Below are 18,413 nucleotides of genomic sequence, written 5' to 3'. Positions count from 1 at the left end.
CGCCCAATTTGAGGATTAATCGGGGTCGGGCCGACTGTCGCCTGCGCGGGATCATGACGGAGCGCAATGACATCAAAACAATTTACCATGGAAGAAACTATACAATTGTATAGCAATGATCTTGCGACGCGGCCACACCCGGTTATTCTGGGCTTCGGCGGCCTCGGCCGCCTCAATCAAATCTCTAATCCTGGTAGTAGCGATGTCCCGCTTCGATATTCTCTTCGAACCCGTCAAGATCGGCCCGGTCACGGCGCGTAACCGCTTCTACCAGGTCCCGCACTGTTCCGGCATGGGATACCGTTATCCCAACGCAGAGGCCCACCTGCGCGGCATGAAAGCCGAAGGTGGGTGGGCGGTCGTCTCGACCCAGGAAGCGGAAATCCATCCAACCTCGGACCTGACGCCGGCCAACGAAGCGCGTCTTTGGGACGAGGGCGACCTGCCGGCGCTCTCGGCCGTCACCGAGCGCATCCATCACCATGGCAGCCTGGCGGCCATCCAGCTCGTGCATAATGGCCTGCATGTCGCCAACCGCTTCAGCCGCATGATCCCGCTTGCCCCGTCGCATGCCATCAGCGACAGCCTCGACCCCGTCCAGGCGCGAGCGATGGACAAGGCCGACATCGCTGACATGCGCCGCTGGTATCGCAATGCCGCGTTGCGTGCCAAGAGAGCCGGTTTCGACATCATCTATGTCTATGCCGGCCACGACATGAGCGTGCTGCAGCACTTCCTGTCGCGCCGCCACAATGATCGCAGCGACGAATATGGCGGCTCCTTCGAAAACCGGCTGCGGCTTTTCCGGGAGATTCTGGAGGATACCCGCGAGGCGATCGGCGATACCTGTGCACTCGCCGTACGCCTCGCAGTCGACGAACTGATGGGCCCATCCGGTATTACCAGCGAAGGAGAAGGCAAGGACATCATCTCGGCGCTCGCCGATCTTCCCGACCTATGGGACGTCAACCTTTCCGACTGGTCCAACGACAGTCAGACGGCCCGCTTCTCCGAAGAAGGCTACCAGGAGCCCTATATCCGCTTCGTCAAATCCGTCACGACCAAGCCGGTGGTCGGCGTTGGGCGCTATACCTCACCGGACAGCATGGTGCGGGTGATCCGCCAGGGTATTCTCGACTTCATCGGCGCGGCACGCCCGTCGATCGCCGATCCCTATCTGCCGAAGAAAATCGAGGAAGGACGCATCGACGACATCCGCGAATGTATCGGCTGCAACATTTGCACTTCCGGCGACAATACCAACGTGCCGATGCGCTGTACGCAGAATCCGACAATCGGCGAAGAGTGGCGCAAAGGCTGGCACCCCGAGATTATTGCAACGTCGCTGGCGCCCGAGCCGGCGCTCATCATCGGTGGCGGCCCGGCGGGTCTCGAGGCGGCGCGTGCTCTTGCCCAACGCGGCGTCGACGTCGTACTCGCCGAGGCGGGCGGAGAATGGGGCGGACGGGTCGCGCGCGAATGCCGCCTGCCAGGGCTTGCGACCTGGGGCCGCGTACGCGACTGGCGCATCGGGCAATTGGGCACGCAGGTGAATGCCCAACTCTACCTGCACAGCCCGCTGAGCGCCGACGACGTTCTTCAGTACGGCATGCCTCATGTCGCAATTGCCACCGGCGCGAACTGGCGATGCGACGGCGCCGGCCGCACCCACCGCCTGCCCCTCGAATTCCTTTCCGAAGGCGCCCTCGTTTCGCCCGACGCCCTTCTTGTCGACGGCGCCGCGGCCGTGTCCGTCGACGGTCCGGTCGTAATCTTCGATGACGATTGCTTCTATATGGGCAGCGTGCTTGCTGAAATGCTGGCCAGGGCTGGCCGGGCCGTGACATTCGTGACGCCCGAAGCCCAGGTTTCGCCGTGGAGCAAGAACACGCTGGAACAGGGACGGGTTCAAAGACGTCTCATCGAACTCGGCGTGGATATCATTCCTGCCATGGCGCTTGCCGGGCGCACGAAGGACCGGCTTGAGCTTTCCTGCGTCTATAGTGGAAAGACGCGGCAGATCGACTGCGTCACACTTGTCCCGATCACGGCTCGGCTGCCCGATGAAACCTTGTGGCATGACCTGAAAGCACGGGAAGCGGAATGGGCCGATGCGGGGATCAAGACTGTTGTCCGGCTAGGCGACTGTCTGGCGCCCGGCCTGATCGCCGCCGCCGTCTATTCGGGTCACGAATATGCCCGAACCTACCAGGAGCAGATCGACAGGGATTGCCCTCCTTTCCTGCGCGAAGACATAGCAGTGCTTCACGACAGGCTGGGTGGCTGGAACCGATAGCGGGCGCGCCGGTGCGCGTTGCCCTCAGCACAACCATCGCATTAAAGCTCGACGTTCGAGTTGCAAATACGCGCCTGCCGGCTTGCGCGCATTCACGATCCTGAAGGCAATTCTGTTGAACTCTGGGACCCCTGAGTAGTGATGAACGGTTCGCTGTCCATGCGCAGATAACCTCGAAGAACCGTCCATACGTCCTCGTATAGTTTTCCTCTAGACCGTGGAATGTCGCGCACTACTTAGTCATTTTGGCGCGCCTGAAATTATATCAGGCCGCAGCCTCTTCGCGTTCTCTGCCGCAAGGATCTGTGGCTCGGATCTGCCCTTCGCCCCTCCAACGTATTTTCACCACGCAAGCGGGAGGACTTTCCATGGCCACTGCCCAATGCACCTGTGGCGCTCTTAGACTGACGATTGGCGAACTGCCGCAATTGACCGCGCTGTGTCACTGTTTGGCTTGTCAGCGAAGAACTGGCGCGCCATTCAGCGCCAATGCGTTCTACTCTGTCGACTGCATCGAGATTTCCGGAGCGTCTACGGAATTCGTTCGCACGGGCGACAGCGGAGGCAAGGTGCGAATGTATTTTTGCCCAACATGCGGTTCTACCGTCTTTTGGAAGGCCGAGGCCGCACAATCCTGGATCGGGGTGGCGGTCGGCTCATTTGCCGACCCGACCTTCGCGCCACCTGCCCTGTCGGTGTTCGAACAATCGAAGCACAAGTGGGTGCAGATTGACGAAAAGGTCAGGCATTTCAAAGGCCTTCCGACCGGCCAAGACTAGTGCCGACGATACCTGACGAGAGTGTCGAGGCGTGCGTGAGAGCGAGCATGGTTGCGCGCCCTCCCGGCCGCGCGTCGCCATCACACTTGGCTTTGGATCCACTGCAAGAACTTGCTGATCGCCTTCTCGCGCGCGCTGCTCCAGATGCACGAGATACCATCCGCCCGGCTGCATGACATCCGAAGCGAGCGGGGCAACGAGTGTACCGTTGGCAATGTCTGCCTCGACCGAAAACTGCGGCACGACCACCACGCCTTGTCCATTGGCGGCCGCCTCTATCGCGAGCAGATTGCTATCGAAAAGCGGCGAGGATTTTTGGAAAAGACCGGTCGCTTCCACGCTGGCCGCCCAGGTTGCGGCATCCTCCGCTGCCGTTCCTCTCAAGGGAAAGCGCCAGAATCAGCACGCCGTGGAGCGCAGGTCGATCGGGAAAACAACGCTAATCCAGGCATCGCCGGAGTCAAAGACAAATCGGCCCTAGTGCCCAGGCAAGCTCGGCGGCGCGACAAACTGGTAGTATGACCAAACCCCGATCAACGCGGCTACCAGTGCCAGCCAAATCAACGCCTTTCGCTGCGTTGGACTGACCGGCTTGGCCTCCTTCTTTGGCTTCGGTCGTTCAAACTTGATGATTTTGTTGTCGTCCATCCTGATCCCATCCTGAACAAGCCCACTCAGCACTGCCCGCATGCCCATGCATATAGCGGGCACGGCGTCATTGATACGCCCTCAAGCTCGCCTTCTTGACCTAGGCTCCTGATTTCGCGTCAATAAGACATGAACGCAGGCTCGTCCTGGTTATCGAGACGCGGGAGGCAGGAGCATGGCTGGGCGCCATAGAACCGCAGCATTCCAACGCCGTAGCCCTTTCGGACCGGCCTTCGATGGCGCGAAGATCGTCAGCCTACGGGTCTGTCGCGGTCCTGCCTCAGCAGCGCGTTTCGCCAATCCACCGACATGTCGGCGCATCAGTGGCTGATGCAGAGGCGCATTTCGAAGGCGAAGGAATACCTGATGAGCACCGAATAGTCTGTTGCTCAGATCGCACTTGTCCTAGGGTTTTCCGACCAGGCTCATTTTACCAGGGCTTTCAGCCAGACCGTCGAAATAAGTCCGGCGAAGTGGCGTCGTATGCGATGCCATTGAAGATTAGAGGCAAATGCTTGTTCTCCCCAAAGGAGCATCGCCATGAATTTCAACACTCAACGACTTGAATTTGCTGGACATTCCGGTGCAACCCTCGGCGCTCGTCTCGATCTTCCCAACGGTCCCGTGCGGGCCTACGCGATTTTCGTCCACTGCTTCACCTGCTCCAAGGATCTGGCAGCGGCGCGTCACATCGCGGCCGAACTTGCGCGTGAAGGGATCGCGGTCCTCCGCTTTGATTTTACAGGTTTGGGATCGAGCGAAGGTGAATTCGCCTCAACCAATTTCTCCTCCAACGTTGCCGACCTGCTTTCGGCTGCAGACTATCTGCGCCGACACTTCGAGGCACCGTCACTGTTAATCGGCCATTCCCTCGGCGGCGCCGCAGTTCTCGCCGTCGCCAGAGACATTCCAGAGGTCCGCGCGGTGGCGACGATCGGGGCGCCGGCCGATGTCGGCCATGTCCTGAAGAACTTCGGGACGAGCCTCAAGGACATCGAGGATAGCGGTGCCGCCGAGGTAGATCTTGCCGGGCGCAAGTTCCTGATCAGAAAACAATTCGTCGAAGACGCCCGCGCGCATCGCGTCCTGGATGCTGCGGCGACGCTGAAAAAGCCCCTTCTCATTCTTCATGCCCCGCTGGATCAAACGGTCGGTATCGAGAATGCGAGCGACATCTTCCACGCGGCAAAACACCCCAAAAGCTTTGTCTCGCTGGACAAGGCCGACCATCTGCTAACCGATCCTGCCGACGCCGCCTTCGCCGCCCGGATCATTGCGGAATGGCTGGGCCGCTATCTCGTGGCTGATCCGCCACACGGCGCGAGACCGATGGAACAGGTTCGCGTAATGGAAACGGGAGAAGGCAAATTTCAGAACTCGGTCCAGGCCGGCAGCCATCGCCTTTTTGCCGATGAGCCACAAAGTGCAGGCGGGCTGGATTCCGGTCCATCGCCCTATGACTTTCTCTCGATCGGACTCGCGGCTTGCACCTCGATGACGCTGCGTCTTTACGCCGACCACAAGAAGCTGGCGCTGGGGCGCATCAAGGTGGAAGTCTCGCATTCCAAGATCCACGCGAGGGATTGCGAAGAATGCGCTGCATCCGAAAGCGCCGATGGCGGAAAGATCGACCGGTTCGAGCGGGTCATATCAGTCGACAGCGAGGTGTCGGATGAGGTTCGCGCCAAAATCGTCGAAATTGCCGACAAATGCCCCGTCCATCGAACGCTGGAAGGGATAGCCAAGATAAAGACGGCCGTGAGATAGCCCCGCGGTCTCGCTCATCGGACCGGTACCGAACGCCGCGCAAGGTACGGGGGTCCTCGGCCTACGAGGCAAGAACCACGCCAAGCATGGACATCGTTTGCGTTAGAGGCTGATCGGGCGGAGGTGAAATCAGCGGCGATCTAAACAATGGTAGCCCGTGTGGCGAAGCTCGTCCGGAAAAGTGCGTCGTGCGCAACCGTGTCGGGATCAAAACAGCAGTCACGGACGATGTAGATTTTATAATCTGCATCGCTTGACCACCCGACGCTGGAAAAGAGGACGCCGCTGGTCGCTATCCCAGCCATGACCAGCGTCTTGATGCCTTTTGCCTGCAGGTCTTGGTGCAAAGTGGTGCCATGAAACACGTTGGCGCGCGGACATGCGTATCGCCAGTCGCTTTCGGCTACATCGAGCCCAGTTACGGGCGCCGGGTCACGAAAGTAACCTGTCTTCATGATGTTGCTGATCAACATATTGTTTTCACAGGGTGTCTCATAGTCGATCGCGAAATTCGCGAAGATCGTCGGGTTCTCAGTTTCACGCCACCGCGCAATCAGTGAATTGGTGCGATCGAGGAGATCCGTTGGAACATCGTTTGCCAGGATCGAAAAGACGTCGGCCTGATAGTGCATGATCAACAAAGCCGCATCGGCGACGTCCAAGTCATCCATATATGACACTGCTGTCCTCCCGCTTTCCCGCCCGCTCGCTTCGAAGTAACCAGGTGGCCGAATTCGCAAATCACCGAACGGCCCTCGCCTCACTCAACGCCGACGGGGCTTATCGTGTCAATCAATGCGGCGAGCGATCCGGTTAGCGCTACAGCATCCGACAACACGTTGATCGAGTCTTCCATGCTCCAGGCGACCCCAAAGGCAATCTTGAAGCCTGAAGACGACGAGATACCGTGCTAGTGCTTCAGTATCTGGCTGAGGAACAGCTTCGTCCGCTCGTGCCTCGGATTGGTGAAAAATTCGTCCGGGTTTGCTTCCTCAACTATCTGTCCGGAGTTCATGAAGATCACACGGTCGGCGACCGCCCGCGCAAACCCCATCTCGTGCGTGACGCAGACCATCGTCATGCCGTCCTTCGCCAGGCTGGTCATGGTGTCCAGGACCTCGGACACCATCTCCGGATCGAGCGCGGATGTCGGTTCGTCAAACAGCATCACTGCCGGCTGCATACAGAGCGATCGAGCGATCGCCACGCGCTGCTGTTGGCCTCCAGAAAGCTGGATGGGGAACTTATTGGCCTGTTCCGGAATTCGTACCCGCTCCAGGAATGTAAGCGCTCTTGCCCTCGCCTCCGCTTCCGATACGCCGTTGATCCACATCGGCCCCACCATGCAGTTCATCAGGACGGTCATGTGCGGAAACAGATTGAAATGCTGGAACACCATTCCGACATTGCGCCGCACGTCCGAGACATTGCGCATCTTGGCATGCAGGTTGATGCCGTTGACGACGATCTCACCTTCCTGGTGCGCCTCCAGGCGGTTGAAACAACGGATCAACGTCGACTTGCCGGAGCCGGACGGGCCGCAAATGACGATGCGCTCGCCTTTGCGAACGGTCAGGTTGATATCCGTCAGCACCTGGAAGGCGCCGTACCATTTGGAAACGTTTCTGGCGTCGATGATGGTCTCGGCACTCATCTGACCTTGCTCCTGGCATAGTGACGTTCGATGCGGGACTGGATCAACTCGAGAGCGATGGACAGGGTCCAGTAGAGCATGGCGGCGGATATGAGCATTTCCATGTGCTGGAAAGTCTTCTGGCCCAGTGTGCGGGCGAGAAACATCAGTTCCCAGACACCGATGACGGAGACCAGCGAGCTATCCTTTAGCATCGAGATGAACTGGTTGCCGGTCGGCGGGATGATGACCGGCAGCGCCTGTGGCAGAATGACCTTGCGCATCGTCAGCCCGAAGCCGAAACCGATGGAGCGCGATGCCTCCCACTGGCCGCGGTCGATACTCTGGATGCCGGAGCGGAAGATCTCCGTCATGTATGCGCCGTAGCAGAGCGAAAGTGCCAGAATGCCGGCCGGCACCGCGTCGATGATGAAGCCGAGCTGCGGCAGGCCGAGATAGATCAGATAAACCTGCATCAAGAGCGGAAGGCCGCGAAAGAATGACGTGTAGAAGCTGGCAATCGCATAGGCGAAGCCGTTGCTCGAGAGCTTGGCCACAGCGCCGAGGATGGCGATCGCCGATGCAATCACAATCGAGATCGCTGAAACGTAGACCGTCGTCACTAGCCCCTGCGTGATGAGGAACGGCAACTTCTCCTCGATAAATGGCAGGCTGAGATTGAAGGTCTGGAAGAAGGCGAGGAACAGCGCTAGCAACTCCAGCCAGACGACGGCGATCTGGACCCTGAGGCTCGCAAAACCGATCAGGACGATGTTGAGGCAGAAGAGCACTGCCACGACGAATGCGGTCGCAAAACGACCGTAGAACCCGCTTTCGAGCGGCTCGCCGATCACCGGGCGCATCAGTTCGCCCATCGTCGTGCCGGTCAGGCCGAAAGCCGTAAAGGCAATGAGGACGGTGGCGAAAATACTGGCCACGAACCACGGCTTGTGGACAAGTATTTCGGACTCAACAGTATCCGGATAAAGCATCTTTGGTCCCTTTGGACAAAGGACGGTCCGGTCTCCCGGACCGCCAGATATGGGCTGCCTTACTTCACGATGGTGTAGTCGACGCCGTACCACTTTTCCGAGAGCTTGCTCAGCGTGCCATCGCCCTGCATCGCCTTGATCACTTCGGCGATCTTGTCGCTCAGTTCCTTGTCACCGTGTTCGACGGCGACAGCGAGCGGCTCGTAGAAGACCGGGTCGCCAACCTGCTTGATCGGATAACCGGCCTTGATCGCGTCGCGGATGCTGGGCAGCGACGACACGACCGCATCGAGGCGGACACCGTCACCGAGCCGCAGGTCGTCGAAGGCGGTCGTCGAGTTCGCGTAGGATTTCACTTCCTTCGGCTTGAACGTGTATTCGAAGGCAGGCGCGCCGGCGGCATCGAGTGTCAGATCCTGTTTGGCGTAGGCTTCGAAGGTCGACGTAGCCGTGGCGCCGACAACCTTGCCGTCCAGATCGATCAAACCGACCGTAGGGCTGTCCTTGTGAACGGCCACGGCAGCCGGGGTATAGTAGTAAACCGCCGGGAAATCGAAGACCTTGGCGCGTTCCTTGGTCGGCGTCATCGAGCCGACATGCATGTCCCAGCGTCCCTGCCAGTTGCCGGCAGTGATGATGTCCCAACCGGGCGTGACGAACTCAACGCCGACACCCAGCCGCTTGGCAATTTCCTTGGCGACATCGACGTCGAAGCCGTCCATCTCGTTCTTCTCGTTCATGAAGGACTGCGGCGCCCAGTTGGCGTCGGTCGCTACCTTCAGTGTCTTTGCATCGAGCACGTGGTCGAGCACGGCACCGGCGTGAGCCGGAACGGTCGCGAGCGACAGAGCGAGCGATGCCGCCGCGGTGAGTTTTGCGAATGTGTTCATGCTGTCGTTCCCTTTTGTCGTTCTGTTTTTGACAGGGTCCTCTTCCTGCCATCGGGTTGATCTTCTGTTCTCAGGCGGCCTTCCGTCTTCCAGCGATACGAGGTAGCGCGGCGCGGCCCTTTCCTAGAAACCGTGGAAATCAGCGCTCTCCTTTCTGAGCCATCTCGTCGCGGACGCTCCGCGCGACACGGAAGGCTTCGACACCCCCGGGAATGCCGCAGTAGATCGCGATCTGCACGAGTGCCGCGCGAAGCTCGTCATCGGTTAGACCGTTGCGGATCGCCCCACGAAAATGGATGCCGAACTCATGCATTCGGTTGAGCGCCGCGAGCATTCCGAGGTTGAGCAGGCTGCGGCTCTTCAGATCGAGGCCCTCGTCCGTCCAGACGATGCCCCAGCAATATTCGTTCAACAGATCCTGGAACGGACGCGAGAAGGCATCGCTGCTACCGACCGCGCGATCGACATAGTCGTCGCCGAGCACCCTGCGCCGGACAGCCTCTCCCCTTGCCTGCAAAGCCTCATCCATCAACCGTCTCCCCCTGGCACAAAAACTCGCCCATCAGCGATGCAACAACGTCTGGCGCCTCGATGAGGATGGAGTGGCGCAGACCCGGCAGGATGCGAAGCTGCGAACCGGGAATGCGCTCATGCATGTAGCGCGCCATACGTGGGTTGGAGCCGGCGTCGTCCTCGCCGGTGGCGATCAGCGTCGGGCAGCGGATCTGGTCGAGAAAACCGCCGAAATCCGTTTCCGCCAACACGCGATAGGCGGCCGCGTAGCAGTCGGGATCGTTTTCGGCGTCCCGCGCCCTTAGCCTTTCGACCACGTCCGGGTGGCGCGCCTGGAAGTCTTCCGTCAGCCAGCGCGACAGTGAGGCGTTGTGATGATCGGCGGGCGTGCCGGCTCTGAGCGCCGCCAGGCGTTCGAGAACCCGCTCACGTTCGGCCGGCGTGCGGCCGGCGACCGTCGACAAGAGCGCCAGCCGGCGCAGACGACCCAGATGGGTCAGGGCGAGACGCTGGGCGATCAGCCCGCCCAGCGAAAAGCCCGCAAGGTGGAAGGTGGGGAAACCCGCCGCATCGGCGAGAGCCAGCGTCTCGTTGACGAAATCATCGATCTCGTACCGCCCCTTGACCCGGCTGGACCGGCCATGCCCGCGAAGGTCGAATGTCAGGATCGTGAACCGATCCTTCAGGCGTTCGACCACGCCCGACCATGCCTCGAGATAGGAGCCGACGCCGTGGATACAGACGAGCGGCTCGCCGTCACCCTCGATGCGGCAGTTGAGCGTCACCTCTCCAATGGTATGGCGCTGAGCCCCTGCCATCGTCAGCCACCCACCGCAACGCGCTTCTGTTCCATCTCACGGGCGGCGAAGAAGGGCATGATTTCCCTGACGAACAATTCCAGCGTCCGCTTCTGCAGCTCGAACGGCAGATTGAAGGTCAGACCCAGGCAGTACTGGTCCACGCCGGCGGCCTCATAGACCAGCAGCTTCTCGATCGCTTCGTCCGGCGTACCGAACATCAGATTCTTGCGGATGTTTTCCGGGTTGTAATTGTCTTTGCCCTTGACCGCCTCATAGGGCACCGCTTCGGGGAACCCCTCGCGTACGGTCCCGATGTTCTGCATGAGGTTTTCGAAGGCGCGGCCGTAGTCGATGCTGTGCTTGACCGCGCGCTCCCAGCCATCCGGCCGGTCGTAGACGCAGGTGCGTCGCTGCATCATGAAGCGCGGACGCCGTACCTCGGGATGATCGGCAACCGCCTTGCGAAACTTCTCGGAGAGCACGTGGATCTCGGCCTCCGGAGCGGAGAGCGGTGTCGACAGGATGCTGGCGCCGTTCGCGATCGCCCAGTCGAAGGTGCCGGGATCGCGCGCCGCCACCCAGATCGGCGGATGGGGCTGCTGCAGCGGCTTCGGCACGGCAGCCGTGATCGGAAAATTCCAGTATTGCCCCTCATGGGCATAGTCGCCGGACCAGAGCTTCTTCACGGCCGGCACGATTTCCTTCATGTAGGCCACACCTTCCTGCTGCGGCATGCCGCCTGCCATGCGGTCGAACTCGTACTGGTAGGAGCCGCGCGCGATGCCGAACTCCAGGCGCCCGTTCGTCAGGTGATCGCAGAGCGCGGACTCGCCGGCGAGCCGGATCGGGTTCCAGTAGGGCGCGACCAGGGTGGAGGTGCCGAGCCGGATGCGATCCGTGTGCTGGGCAAGCCAGACCAGTGTCTGGAACGGATTGGGGGAGATCGTGCATTCCAGCGTGTGGTGCTCGGCAGTCCACAGCGTTTCGAAGCCGCCTTCGTCGGCAAGCCGCGCGAGTTGCAGCAAGTTGCTCTTCACCTGCTCCATCGGAATATCGGGGGAGAAGCGTTCCATCGTGAGGGAGACTGCGAACTTCATGTTTTCTGCCTTTCCTGTGCCCGTGCTTTTGCTGTCATTTCAGGCGGATGACGAAGGGGTCCTGCATCGCGCCGGAGTAGTCGACGATGACGTTCTTCAATCGCGAGAACTCGTGCATGACCTCGAAGCCGCCGCGCCGGCCGTAGCCGCTTTCCTTGAAGCCACCGTTGGCGGACATGAAAGAGGCGGAGCGGTAGGTGTTGACCCAGACGGTCCCGGCATCGATCCGGTTGGCGAACCGCAGCGCCCGATCGATGTCCTTGGTCCAGATGCCGGAGGCCAGGCCATAGCGCGTGTCGTTGGCGAGGCGGATCATCTCTTCCTCGTCGCGAAACGGCATGACGCCGACCACCGGGCCGAAGAGTTCGTCGCGCATGAAGGTCATGTCGTTTTCGGCGTCGACCATCACGGTCGGTTCGAAGTACCAGCCCCCCGACGAAAGCCCTTGCCGCTGCGGCCGCCGGCCGCCGGCGGCGATGCGCGCCCCTTCCTTGATGCCGGAGGCCACGTAGGATTCGACTTTTGAAAGCTGATCAGCGAGCGCGAGCGGACCGATGTCGGTGTCGTCGGCCGTCGGGAGGCCGACGCGGATGCGTTCTGTCCTCGCGACGAGCGCCTCAATGAAGCGATCGTAGATGCGCGCTTCCACAAAACAGCGCGAGCCTGCGACACAGGTCTGGCCGGCGGCAGCAAAGACACCGGAGACGACGCCGTTGACCGCATGTTCGATATCGACATCGCCAAAAACGACATGAGGCGACTTGCCGCCGAGCTCCATCGAGCAAGGGACAAGGTTCTCAGCGGCGTTGCCGGCGATGCGCCGGCCCGTGGCCGTGCTGCCGGTGAAGACGTATTTCGCAATTCCGGGATGACGTGTCAGCGCCTCGCCGGCACTCTGGCCGGTACCGGTCACGACATTGACGACGCCGGCGGGAAAGCCCGCCTCGTGGATCAGCTCCACAAGCGCCAGCGTCGAGGCGGTCGCATGCTCCGAAGGCTTGATGACGACCGTATTGCCGATTGCGAGGCAAGGCGCCAGCGTGCCGGTCAGAAGCATCAGCGGCGAATTCCACGGCGTGATCATGCCGACGACGCCCAAGGGTTCGCGCAAATTGAAGTTCAGCGTATCGAGACGATTGATCGGGATCGTCTCGCCCTGCAATTTGTCGGCCATGCCCGCGAAATAGTGGTAGCTGTCGGGCATGGAGCGCATCTGCGCCCGGGTTTCCTTCAGCAGCTTGCCATTGTCGCGCGTCTCGATTTCCGCGAGCGTGTCGGCGTTGGCGCGAACGAGTTCGGCAAGCCGGCGCATCAGCGCACCGCGATCGGTCTGCGTCATGCGGCGCCAGGCCGGATCGCGAAAGGCGGCATTAGCAGCGGCCACGGCGGCCTCGACATCGTCCGCATCCGCTTCGGCAAGATGATACCAGCACTCCCCCGTCGTCGGGTCGAAACTCGCGATGTAATTGCCGTTCTTCGGCGCCACGCACTGTCCGTTGATGAACAGGAGCTGGCGCGAACCTTCAATGGAACTGACCGTCGTCTTCATATCATTGTCCTTGGTCTTGGGAGGTCTGAAGCCAGGTACGGGCTTCGCCGTCGATCATCGCGATACGGCCGCCGTCGTCGGAATCCATGTAGATGCCGAAGCGGCCCGCCTGCCTCTCGCGTACGTAGCGCCGCAACATGGATCGCAATTCGTGCGTCGCGATCGCATCGTCGGGAAGATCGTCGAGCGGGAAGAAGCGCAGATCCGCTGGCAGCCTGGTGCCGGCGCCGCCCTCGCCCGCCAGTCGGGCGCGATAGACGAGATAGCCCGGGTCGCTGTCTGCGACATCGAAGACCGAATAGAGGAAGGTCTCGTCCGGGACGAGCCGCAGCGCGTCGCCACCGTCGATGACGAGCTGGCTGTCCGCCTTGCGTCTCCGCGCAGACGGCAAAACCCAGCCGCCCTTGCCGTCCGAACGCAGAAGCAGGCCGTCACCCGCTTCGATCAGATAGCCGATGATCATGCCATGCGACGCGAGCCAGCCATTCGGCAACGGGTCCTTAACGCTGGCATAGCGGCCGCGGCAAAAGCCGAGCGGTGCGGTCGGACTGGTACCAAAGGCCCGAACTTGGCCGATCAGGATCGCATGATCGCCGGCATCAACAGTGCTGAAAGTCGTGCAGTCGAACCAGGTCAGGCTGTCGGTCAGGACCGGCGCGCCCGTGTGGATGTGATCGTGGGTCACCGACTGAAACTTGTCCGGAGATTTTGAGGCAAAGGTTCCGGAGACGTCGACCTGTCCTTCATGGAGGATGTTGACCGCAAAACACCCTGCATTGGTGAAGGCAGGATAGCTCGAAGCCGACTTCGCAACGCAGACCAGAAGTAGCGGAGGATCGAGCGAAACCGAGGTGAAGGAGTTCGCAGTCATTCCACGCGGCGTGCCGTCATCGTCGCGGGTGGTGATGACGGTGACACCGGTCACGAACGTACCGAAGGCGCGGCGAAGCGCAATCGGATCAATCGGCACGTCCGTCGATGCTGCAGTCTCAACCATGCGCTTCTTGCCTCCTCACCATCAGGTTGATTGGAGGCTAATGCCGTCACGGCGGTCGTTCTTCCGTCGCTTCACAGGAGTGGGCGAAGAACTTCTGCATCGAACCCTAGGAGGCGATTGAAGGCCACGAAAAGGGGTGGCGACGTGGTCGCAAGACGGCTCCCGACGGACGAGGAAAATCTAGCTGCGGAGGGTGGAACGGTTGTCGATGACACCGTGCAGGCGGATCGCGAGTTCGACGGCAAAGCGCTTTTCCGGCGTTTCGACATCCACGCCAAACAGCTCCTGGATGCGCGCCAGCCGATAGCGCAGCGTCGTCACATGCAGGCCCATCGCGTCGGCACAAGCCTGGCTGCGGCACCCCTCCTGCAAGTAGATCGACAGCGTTTCGAGGTAGGGGGTTCCGTTGTCCCGGTCGTGATCGGCGATCGCCCCAACACTCTCCTGCACGAAACCGCGCACGTCGCCGGCCTCGCAGGCAGCGACCAGCATCGGCAGCGGGCCGAAATCCTGTGCGGAGACCGCGCCAGTCAGACCAAAGGAGCGGCCGATGCGGATCATTCGGGCGCAGCGTTCCCAGGCCTGCGGATAATCCGACAGCGCGGCACACCGGTTGCTGGCGACGACGATCGGTGCCTCGTCGAAGTAACGGCCGAGTTCCTCGGCGATACGGCGGGCGAGCTTTGTCGTGCGCTCCTGCCGCTTACCCGTATCGTGGGGAACGAGGCAGACGACGCCGCCCTCGACGGCAATCAGGTTCGCCTGAACGGATGCCTGCTGCATGACACGCGACAGCGTGTGCTCCACATCGACGGAAGCGCCGCCAAATGCCTTCGTCTTATCCGGAAAATCGACGACGATCATCTGCTGAGGCACGGAAAAACTCAGGCCGAGCCGCTGGGCGCGCTGGGCAACATCGCCGGCATTGCGCCACCGCGCCTCCACGATCTCGAAGAAGAGTTCGGTCTGCGTCCTGGTCTCGAAGCGAAACCGGATGAAGCTTCGCATCATCTGCACGCTCAGCGCAAACTTGGCGCTGTCGAGCATCATGAGATCGAGATCGCTGAACTCGCGCGTCGTCGGGAAGATGATGAGCGCCCCGACCAGTTGATTGTCGACCATCAGCGCTTCGACACGGGCCGTTATCTTGAACCGTTGCGTGCCGTCATCGAGGTAGAGGTTCACGGCATCGGTCGTCCCGCGCTCGACAGCGTCTCGGGCGGCCTTCATCAGCGGCCGGCTAAGAATGGTGGAAGCCGCCTCGTGCCAACTGGCCTCGTCGTAGAGTGCGTTCGGCGGCCGGCCGGCGACAACCTGATTGGCGGTGAAATCAACGACCACCGTCGGATTCGGCAGCATCGTGCCGACCATGGCCGAAAGTGGTGCGACCGACCCATCGCTCAACACATGTTCCAGAAGCGAGGTATGTGCCTCCAGGGCGCGCTCCAGCCGCTGCGCCGACCGCTTCTCCGCCTCGAGACGATGTTCCCGTTCGACGGCGATGGCACCGAGGTGGATGATCGTGCCGAGAAAGGCGAGATCGTCTTCCGACACCTCGGCGACCTCGCGAGCAATGACGCTCAGCACCATCGGTCGGCCCTCAGCATCCCTGCAGTTCATCGGCATGACGAGCACCGTACGATAGTCGCGCTCGAAAGCCTCCTTCCGATATCCTGGAAACTCGGCGGATTCGCGTGCGTCACGGATGTAGACGGGCTCGTTTCGCTGCAGCGCGATCAGGGAAGGGCTGGTCGCCAGCTCCCATTTGTCGGGCAACTGCCGCTCGATCAGTGTCGGATCGTAGCGCACGATGACATGGGCGTAACCATGCGCCGCGTCGATGCCCATGATCGACCCCAGAGACCAGTTCGCATGGCGACAGGCGGCCGCAATGAGCTGCTGCAGCGCCGTCTGAAGATCGCCACCGCTGTTGATCTGACTGGCGACGTCGCGGAGCGCCAGTATCTGGGACTTCTGATCCAAATCGTCTCGCCTCTTGACATCTATCAACCAACCATGCGCGCGGCGAAGGCCAAAGTCTACTCCGCTTCCGCGAAGCCGCAGCGCACATCTTCCGACGAAATGTAGGAAGCGCCGCCCGACGATCCGGCTAGGGTGCGAAGCAATCCCAACAAACAGCAACGGCGCATCCCATGACGATCGGCATTCGAAAAATCTGCACTTTCCTCGAAGAAACGCTGGTGGAGGGCGGCAAGGCGGCGCCGCGTCCCGTCAATATCGTCGTGGTCGCGGCAGTGATCCAGAATCCCTGGGCAGGCCGCGGCTTCGTCGAAAACCTCAGGCCGGAGATTATCCGCATTGCAAGCGAGCTCAGCCGCGAGATGACGGACCGACTGCTGCGCCAAATGGAGCCGGAACGGATCGAAGCTTGCGGCAAGGCGGCGGCCGTCGGCATCGCCGGTGAAATCGAACATGCTTCGGCGATGATCCACACGCTGCGTTTCGGCAATCCCTTTCGCGAGGCGATCGGCGGCACCAACTACCTGGAATTCGCCAACACCCGCAATGCGCCGGGCGCGCTGTTGTCACTGCCGATGATGCACAAGAGCGAGAGCGGCAAACGATCGCATTTTCTCACTTCCAACTTCCAGATCGCCGACGCCCCGGGGCCGGACGAAATCATCGTCGCCATAGGTGCCTCCGACAGCGGCCGTGCCCATGCCCGCATTGCCGACCGGTTCCAGGACATCGCCGAAATGGACGCAGAAAAGGCTGCATTGCTCGGCAAGGCTAAATAAGAGCAGACAAACGAGTTGCGCGGGAGTTTGCCATGAAGCTTGATGCGATCGACCTGCGCATTCTCGATGCAATCCAGCGGGATGGACGCATCACCAAACTCGCACTCGCCGAAAAGGCGGGCCTTTCGCCCACGCCCTGCTGGATGCGGCTGCGCAAGCTGGAAAAGGCCGGCATCATCAGCGGCTACCATGCGCACGTAGCATTGCGGCGTGTCGCGCCGGTTGCAAGCGTGATGGTCGAGCTGACGCTCGCCAACCACCGTCAGGCAGACTTCGACCGGTTCGAACGAGCCGTCCGCGATATTCCGGAAATCGTCTGCTGCTGGTCGGTCGGCGGCGGCGTCGACTACATCCTGAAAATTGTCGCCGCCAATATCGACGCCTATCAGCGCCTGATCGACACACTTCTCGATAGGGAACTCGGCATCGCGCGCTACCTCACCTACATCGTCACCAAGACCGTCAAAGAAGAAGCGGTGCTTCCCGTGTCTTTGCTGATGGCCGACGTGGCCTAGCAGGGACTGGCGCCGGAGCGGCAGACATACGCACCCGGCGGGACAGGTTTGCTAATTATATCGCGCCGAAGTTCCGCGCCCATAGCTCGCGAAGATCAGGATCCGCGTCGACACGCCGGGCAATACTGAGCAGCTTCGGGCAGTTTGCCGCCAGCCAATCGCGCCCCGGTCGCCAGCGCGTCATCGCCGCGATCCAGATATCAAGGGCAGAGAACCGCTCTCCGAGCGCCCACGGCGCGGGTGCGATCTCGTCCTCCCACTGGCGCCACAGATCCATTCGGCGCCCTAGCACCCGGCTGCGCAACTCGTCCGGCACGCTCGGTGCCCAACGCTCGGGGTAGTCAGCGTAGGTGAAGGTCCCATATACGGCAGTCACGAGCCAGATCAGGCGACGAAGAAAGGCAGGACGAAGCGGGTCCCCGACCGGTGGCGCAAGTCCGGCTTCTGGGTATGTCTCCGCAAGATGAAGCAGAATGGCCGCGCTCTCCGTCATCACCGTGCCATCGGGAAGTATGAGCACGGGCACCTGTGCGAGCGGGTTGACGGCGACAAGACGGTCCCGGGCCGGGCCGGGCTCATCGAACCCCGCGACATTCTCGAACGTGTAGGGTAGCCGCGCTTGCACCAGCGCCGCTTCGACGAGAATGGAGCCCCAGCTCGGAACGCCGTAGAGGCGGTAAAGTGCTTGTGTGTCGGCCATCGTCATTTTTCCTCGCAGTGCACGGTGCCATTTTGGTCACCGCCCCGCAAGATTGTGCCAGAAGCGCCAGCTTCCGGAATGCTCAAACATCGCCCATGACTGGGTTGAGGGCGCAAGCAATCAAAATTGGCTGGTGCCACTCTCTGCCCGACCCAGGAACAAATTTCCGGGCTAGGCGTTCTGCGCCGAACCGGAGACAACGGCAATGCAAGCGATCATTTGGGATCACCCCGTCAGGGTTGGTGTGAAAGGCGAGCGCACCATCAACGGGCCACAGGATGCCCTGCAGTATCTCAGCGAAATGCCGCAGGGCGGATGGTTCTACGACCGGCCAAGAAACCGCTGCCCCGCTGCCCTGGAGCGCGGCGAAGAACCTGGGCAATCGCGGAAAGCCTTCATTGGCGCGGCCATCGAATCTTCGTTCCCTGTCTCTGACGACGACGTTCTTTCCTGAAGTCGATGGCAACTTGGTCTCGCG

General features: G+C 61.2%; 19 protein-coding genes and 1 pseudogene. 7 read left to right on the top strand and 13 right to left on the bottom strand.

Annotated elements, in window-relative coordinates; translation table 11 throughout:
- Window positions 1–202: 202 nt before the first annotated feature.
- The gene (locus ACTJKE_RS26410; RefSeq protein ID WP_113511264.1) at window positions 203–2,296 is read left to right on the top strand and encodes an oxidoreductase; all 2,094 of its coding nucleotides are present in this window, start codon (window positions 203–205) and stop codon (window positions 2,294–2,296) included.
- Window positions 2,297–2,664: 368 nt separating this feature from the next.
- Complete coding sequence (locus ACTJKE_RS26405) at window positions 2,665–3,075, top strand: GFA family protein (RefSeq protein WP_440638481.1); 411 nt, start codon at window positions 2,665–2,667, stop codon at window positions 3,073–3,075.
- Window positions 3,076–3,261: 186 nt separating this feature from the next.
- On the opposite strand, the pseudogene ACTJKE_RS26400 reads toward ACTJKE_RS26405, so the two are convergent.
- Together ACTJKE_RS26400 and ACTJKE_RS26395 are read right to left on the bottom strand one after the other, a co-directional pair.
- Window positions 3,262–3,414: pseudogene (locus tag ACTJKE_RS26400) on the bottom strand (LysR substrate-binding domain-containing protein); the annotation flags it as partial.
- 138 nt (window positions 3,415–3,552) lie between these two features.
- Window positions 3,553–3,723: a hypothetical protein gene (locus tag ACTJKE_RS26395; RefSeq protein ID WP_192495308.1), complete on the bottom strand. Its 171-nt coding sequence runs from the start codon at window positions 3,721–3,723 to the stop codon at window positions 3,553–3,555.
- Window positions 3,724–4,116: 393 nt separating this feature from the next.
- Here ACTJKE_RS26395 and ACTJKE_RS26390 point away from each other — a divergent pair, with 393 nt between their 5' ends.
- The gene (locus ACTJKE_RS26390; RefSeq protein ID WP_082663505.1) at window positions 4,117–4,221 is read left to right on the top strand and encodes an AraC family transcriptional regulator; all 105 of its coding nucleotides are present in this window, start codon (window positions 4,117–4,119) and stop codon (window positions 4,219–4,221) included.
- A 42-nt stretch (window positions 4,222–4,263) separates the two neighbouring features.
- On the top strand, window positions 4,264–5,490 hold the full coding sequence (locus ACTJKE_RS26385) for a bifunctional alpha/beta hydrolase/OsmC family protein (RefSeq protein ID WP_058327211.1): 1,227 nt from the start codon (window positions 4,264–4,266) through the stop codon (window positions 5,488–5,490).
- A 140-nt stretch (window positions 5,491–5,630) separates the two neighbouring features.
- Here the strand turns inward: ACTJKE_RS26385 and ACTJKE_RS26380 are convergent, their stop codons facing one another.
- From ACTJKE_RS26380 to ACTJKE_RS26335, 10 genes are all read right to left on the bottom strand, one after another.
- The gene (locus ACTJKE_RS26380; RefSeq protein WP_245296091.1) at window positions 5,631–6,161 is read right to left on the bottom strand and encodes an isochorismatase family protein; all 531 of its coding nucleotides are present in this window, start codon (window positions 6,159–6,161) and stop codon (window positions 5,631–5,633) included.
- Window positions 6,162–6,400: 239 nt separating this feature from the next.
- Entirely contained in the window at window positions 6,401–7,144 is a 744-nt protein-coding gene (locus ACTJKE_RS26375) for an amino acid ABC transporter ATP-binding protein (protein WP_057249868.1), read from the bottom strand.
- Window positions 7,141–8,115, bottom strand: coding sequence for an amino acid ABC transporter permease (locus ACTJKE_RS26370; protein ID WP_057249870.1), 975 nt, complete (start codon window positions 8,113–8,115; stop codon window positions 7,141–7,143). Before ACTJKE_RS26370 ends, ACTJKE_RS26375 begins: the two co-directional genes overlap by 4 nt.
- A 59-nt stretch (window positions 8,116–8,174) precedes the next feature.
- On the bottom strand, window positions 8,175–9,005 hold the full coding sequence (locus tag ACTJKE_RS26365; protein WP_440638485.1) for a transporter substrate-binding domain-containing protein: 831 nt from the start codon (window positions 9,003–9,005) through the stop codon (window positions 8,175–8,177).
- Window positions 9,006–9,144: 139 nt separating this feature from the next.
- Window positions 9,145–9,534, bottom strand: coding sequence for a carboxymuconolactone decarboxylase family protein (locus ACTJKE_RS26360; RefSeq protein WP_058327213.1), 390 nt, complete (start codon window positions 9,532–9,534; stop codon window positions 9,145–9,147).
- Entirely contained in the window at window positions 9,527–10,336 is an 810-nt protein-coding gene (locus ACTJKE_RS26355; RefSeq protein WP_440638487.1) for an alpha/beta fold hydrolase, read from the bottom strand. The genes ACTJKE_RS26360 and ACTJKE_RS26355 overlap by 8 nt, the downstream gene beginning before the upstream one ends.
- Window positions 10,337–10,338: 2 nt before the next feature.
- Window positions 10,339–11,415, bottom strand: coding sequence for an LLM class flavin-dependent oxidoreductase (locus ACTJKE_RS26350; protein WP_058327215.1), 1,077 nt, complete (start codon window positions 11,413–11,415; stop codon window positions 10,339–10,341).
- 34 nt (window positions 11,416–11,449) lie between these two features.
- On the bottom strand, window positions 11,450–12,964 hold the full coding sequence (locus ACTJKE_RS26345) for an aldehyde dehydrogenase (protein ID WP_058327216.1): 1,515 nt from the start codon (window positions 12,962–12,964) through the stop codon (window positions 11,450–11,452).
- A gap of 1 nt (window position 12,965) precedes the next feature.
- The gene (locus ACTJKE_RS26340) at window positions 12,966–13,961 is read right to left on the bottom strand and encodes a flavin reductase (RefSeq protein WP_058327217.1); all 996 of its coding nucleotides are present in this window, start codon (window positions 13,959–13,961) and stop codon (window positions 12,966–12,968) included.
- Window positions 13,962–14,141: 180 nt separating this feature from the next.
- Entirely contained in the window at window positions 14,142–15,944 is a 1,803-nt protein-coding gene (locus ACTJKE_RS26335) for a helix-turn-helix domain-containing protein (protein WP_440638490.1), read from the bottom strand.
- Window positions 15,945–16,114: 170 nt separating this feature from the next.
- On the opposite strand from ACTJKE_RS26335, the gene ACTJKE_RS26330 reads away from it, so the two are divergent.
- Window positions 16,115–16,720, top strand: coding sequence for an amino acid synthesis family protein (locus tag ACTJKE_RS26330; protein WP_113399618.1), 606 nt, complete (start codon window positions 16,115–16,117; stop codon window positions 16,718–16,720).
- Window positions 16,721–16,752: 32 nt separating this feature from the next.
- Entirely contained in the window at window positions 16,753–17,235 is a 483-nt protein-coding gene (locus ACTJKE_RS26325; RefSeq protein WP_440638492.1) for an Lrp/AsnC family transcriptional regulator, read from the top strand.
- Window positions 17,236–17,290: 55 nt separating this feature from the next.
- On the opposite strand, the gene ACTJKE_RS26320 is transcribed toward ACTJKE_RS26325, so the two are convergent.
- Window positions 17,291–17,935 carry a glutathione S-transferase family protein gene (locus ACTJKE_RS26320; protein WP_197423440.1) on the bottom strand — a complete coding sequence of 215 codons (645 nt, stop codon included), beginning with the start codon at window positions 17,933–17,935 and terminating at the stop codon, window positions 17,291–17,293.
- A 205-nt stretch (window positions 17,936–18,140) separates the two neighbouring features.
- On the opposite strand from ACTJKE_RS26320, the gene ACTJKE_RS26315 reads away from it, so the two are divergent.
- Window positions 18,141–18,389 carry a DUF982 domain-containing protein gene (locus ACTJKE_RS26315; RefSeq protein WP_440638494.1) on the top strand — a complete coding sequence of 83 codons (249 nt, stop codon included), beginning with the start codon at window positions 18,141–18,143 and terminating at the stop codon, window positions 18,387–18,389.
- The last annotated feature ends 24 nt before the right edge of the window (window positions 18,390–18,413 follow it).

Origin of the sequence: Ensifer sp. 22521 (assembly GCF_052044795.1) — a bacterium.
GTDB lineage: Bacteria > Pseudomonadota > Alphaproteobacteria > Rhizobiales > Rhizobiaceae > Ensifer.
Note: the sequence above shows the minus strand (reverse complement) of the source record. Positions and strands in the feature narration are given on the sequence as shown.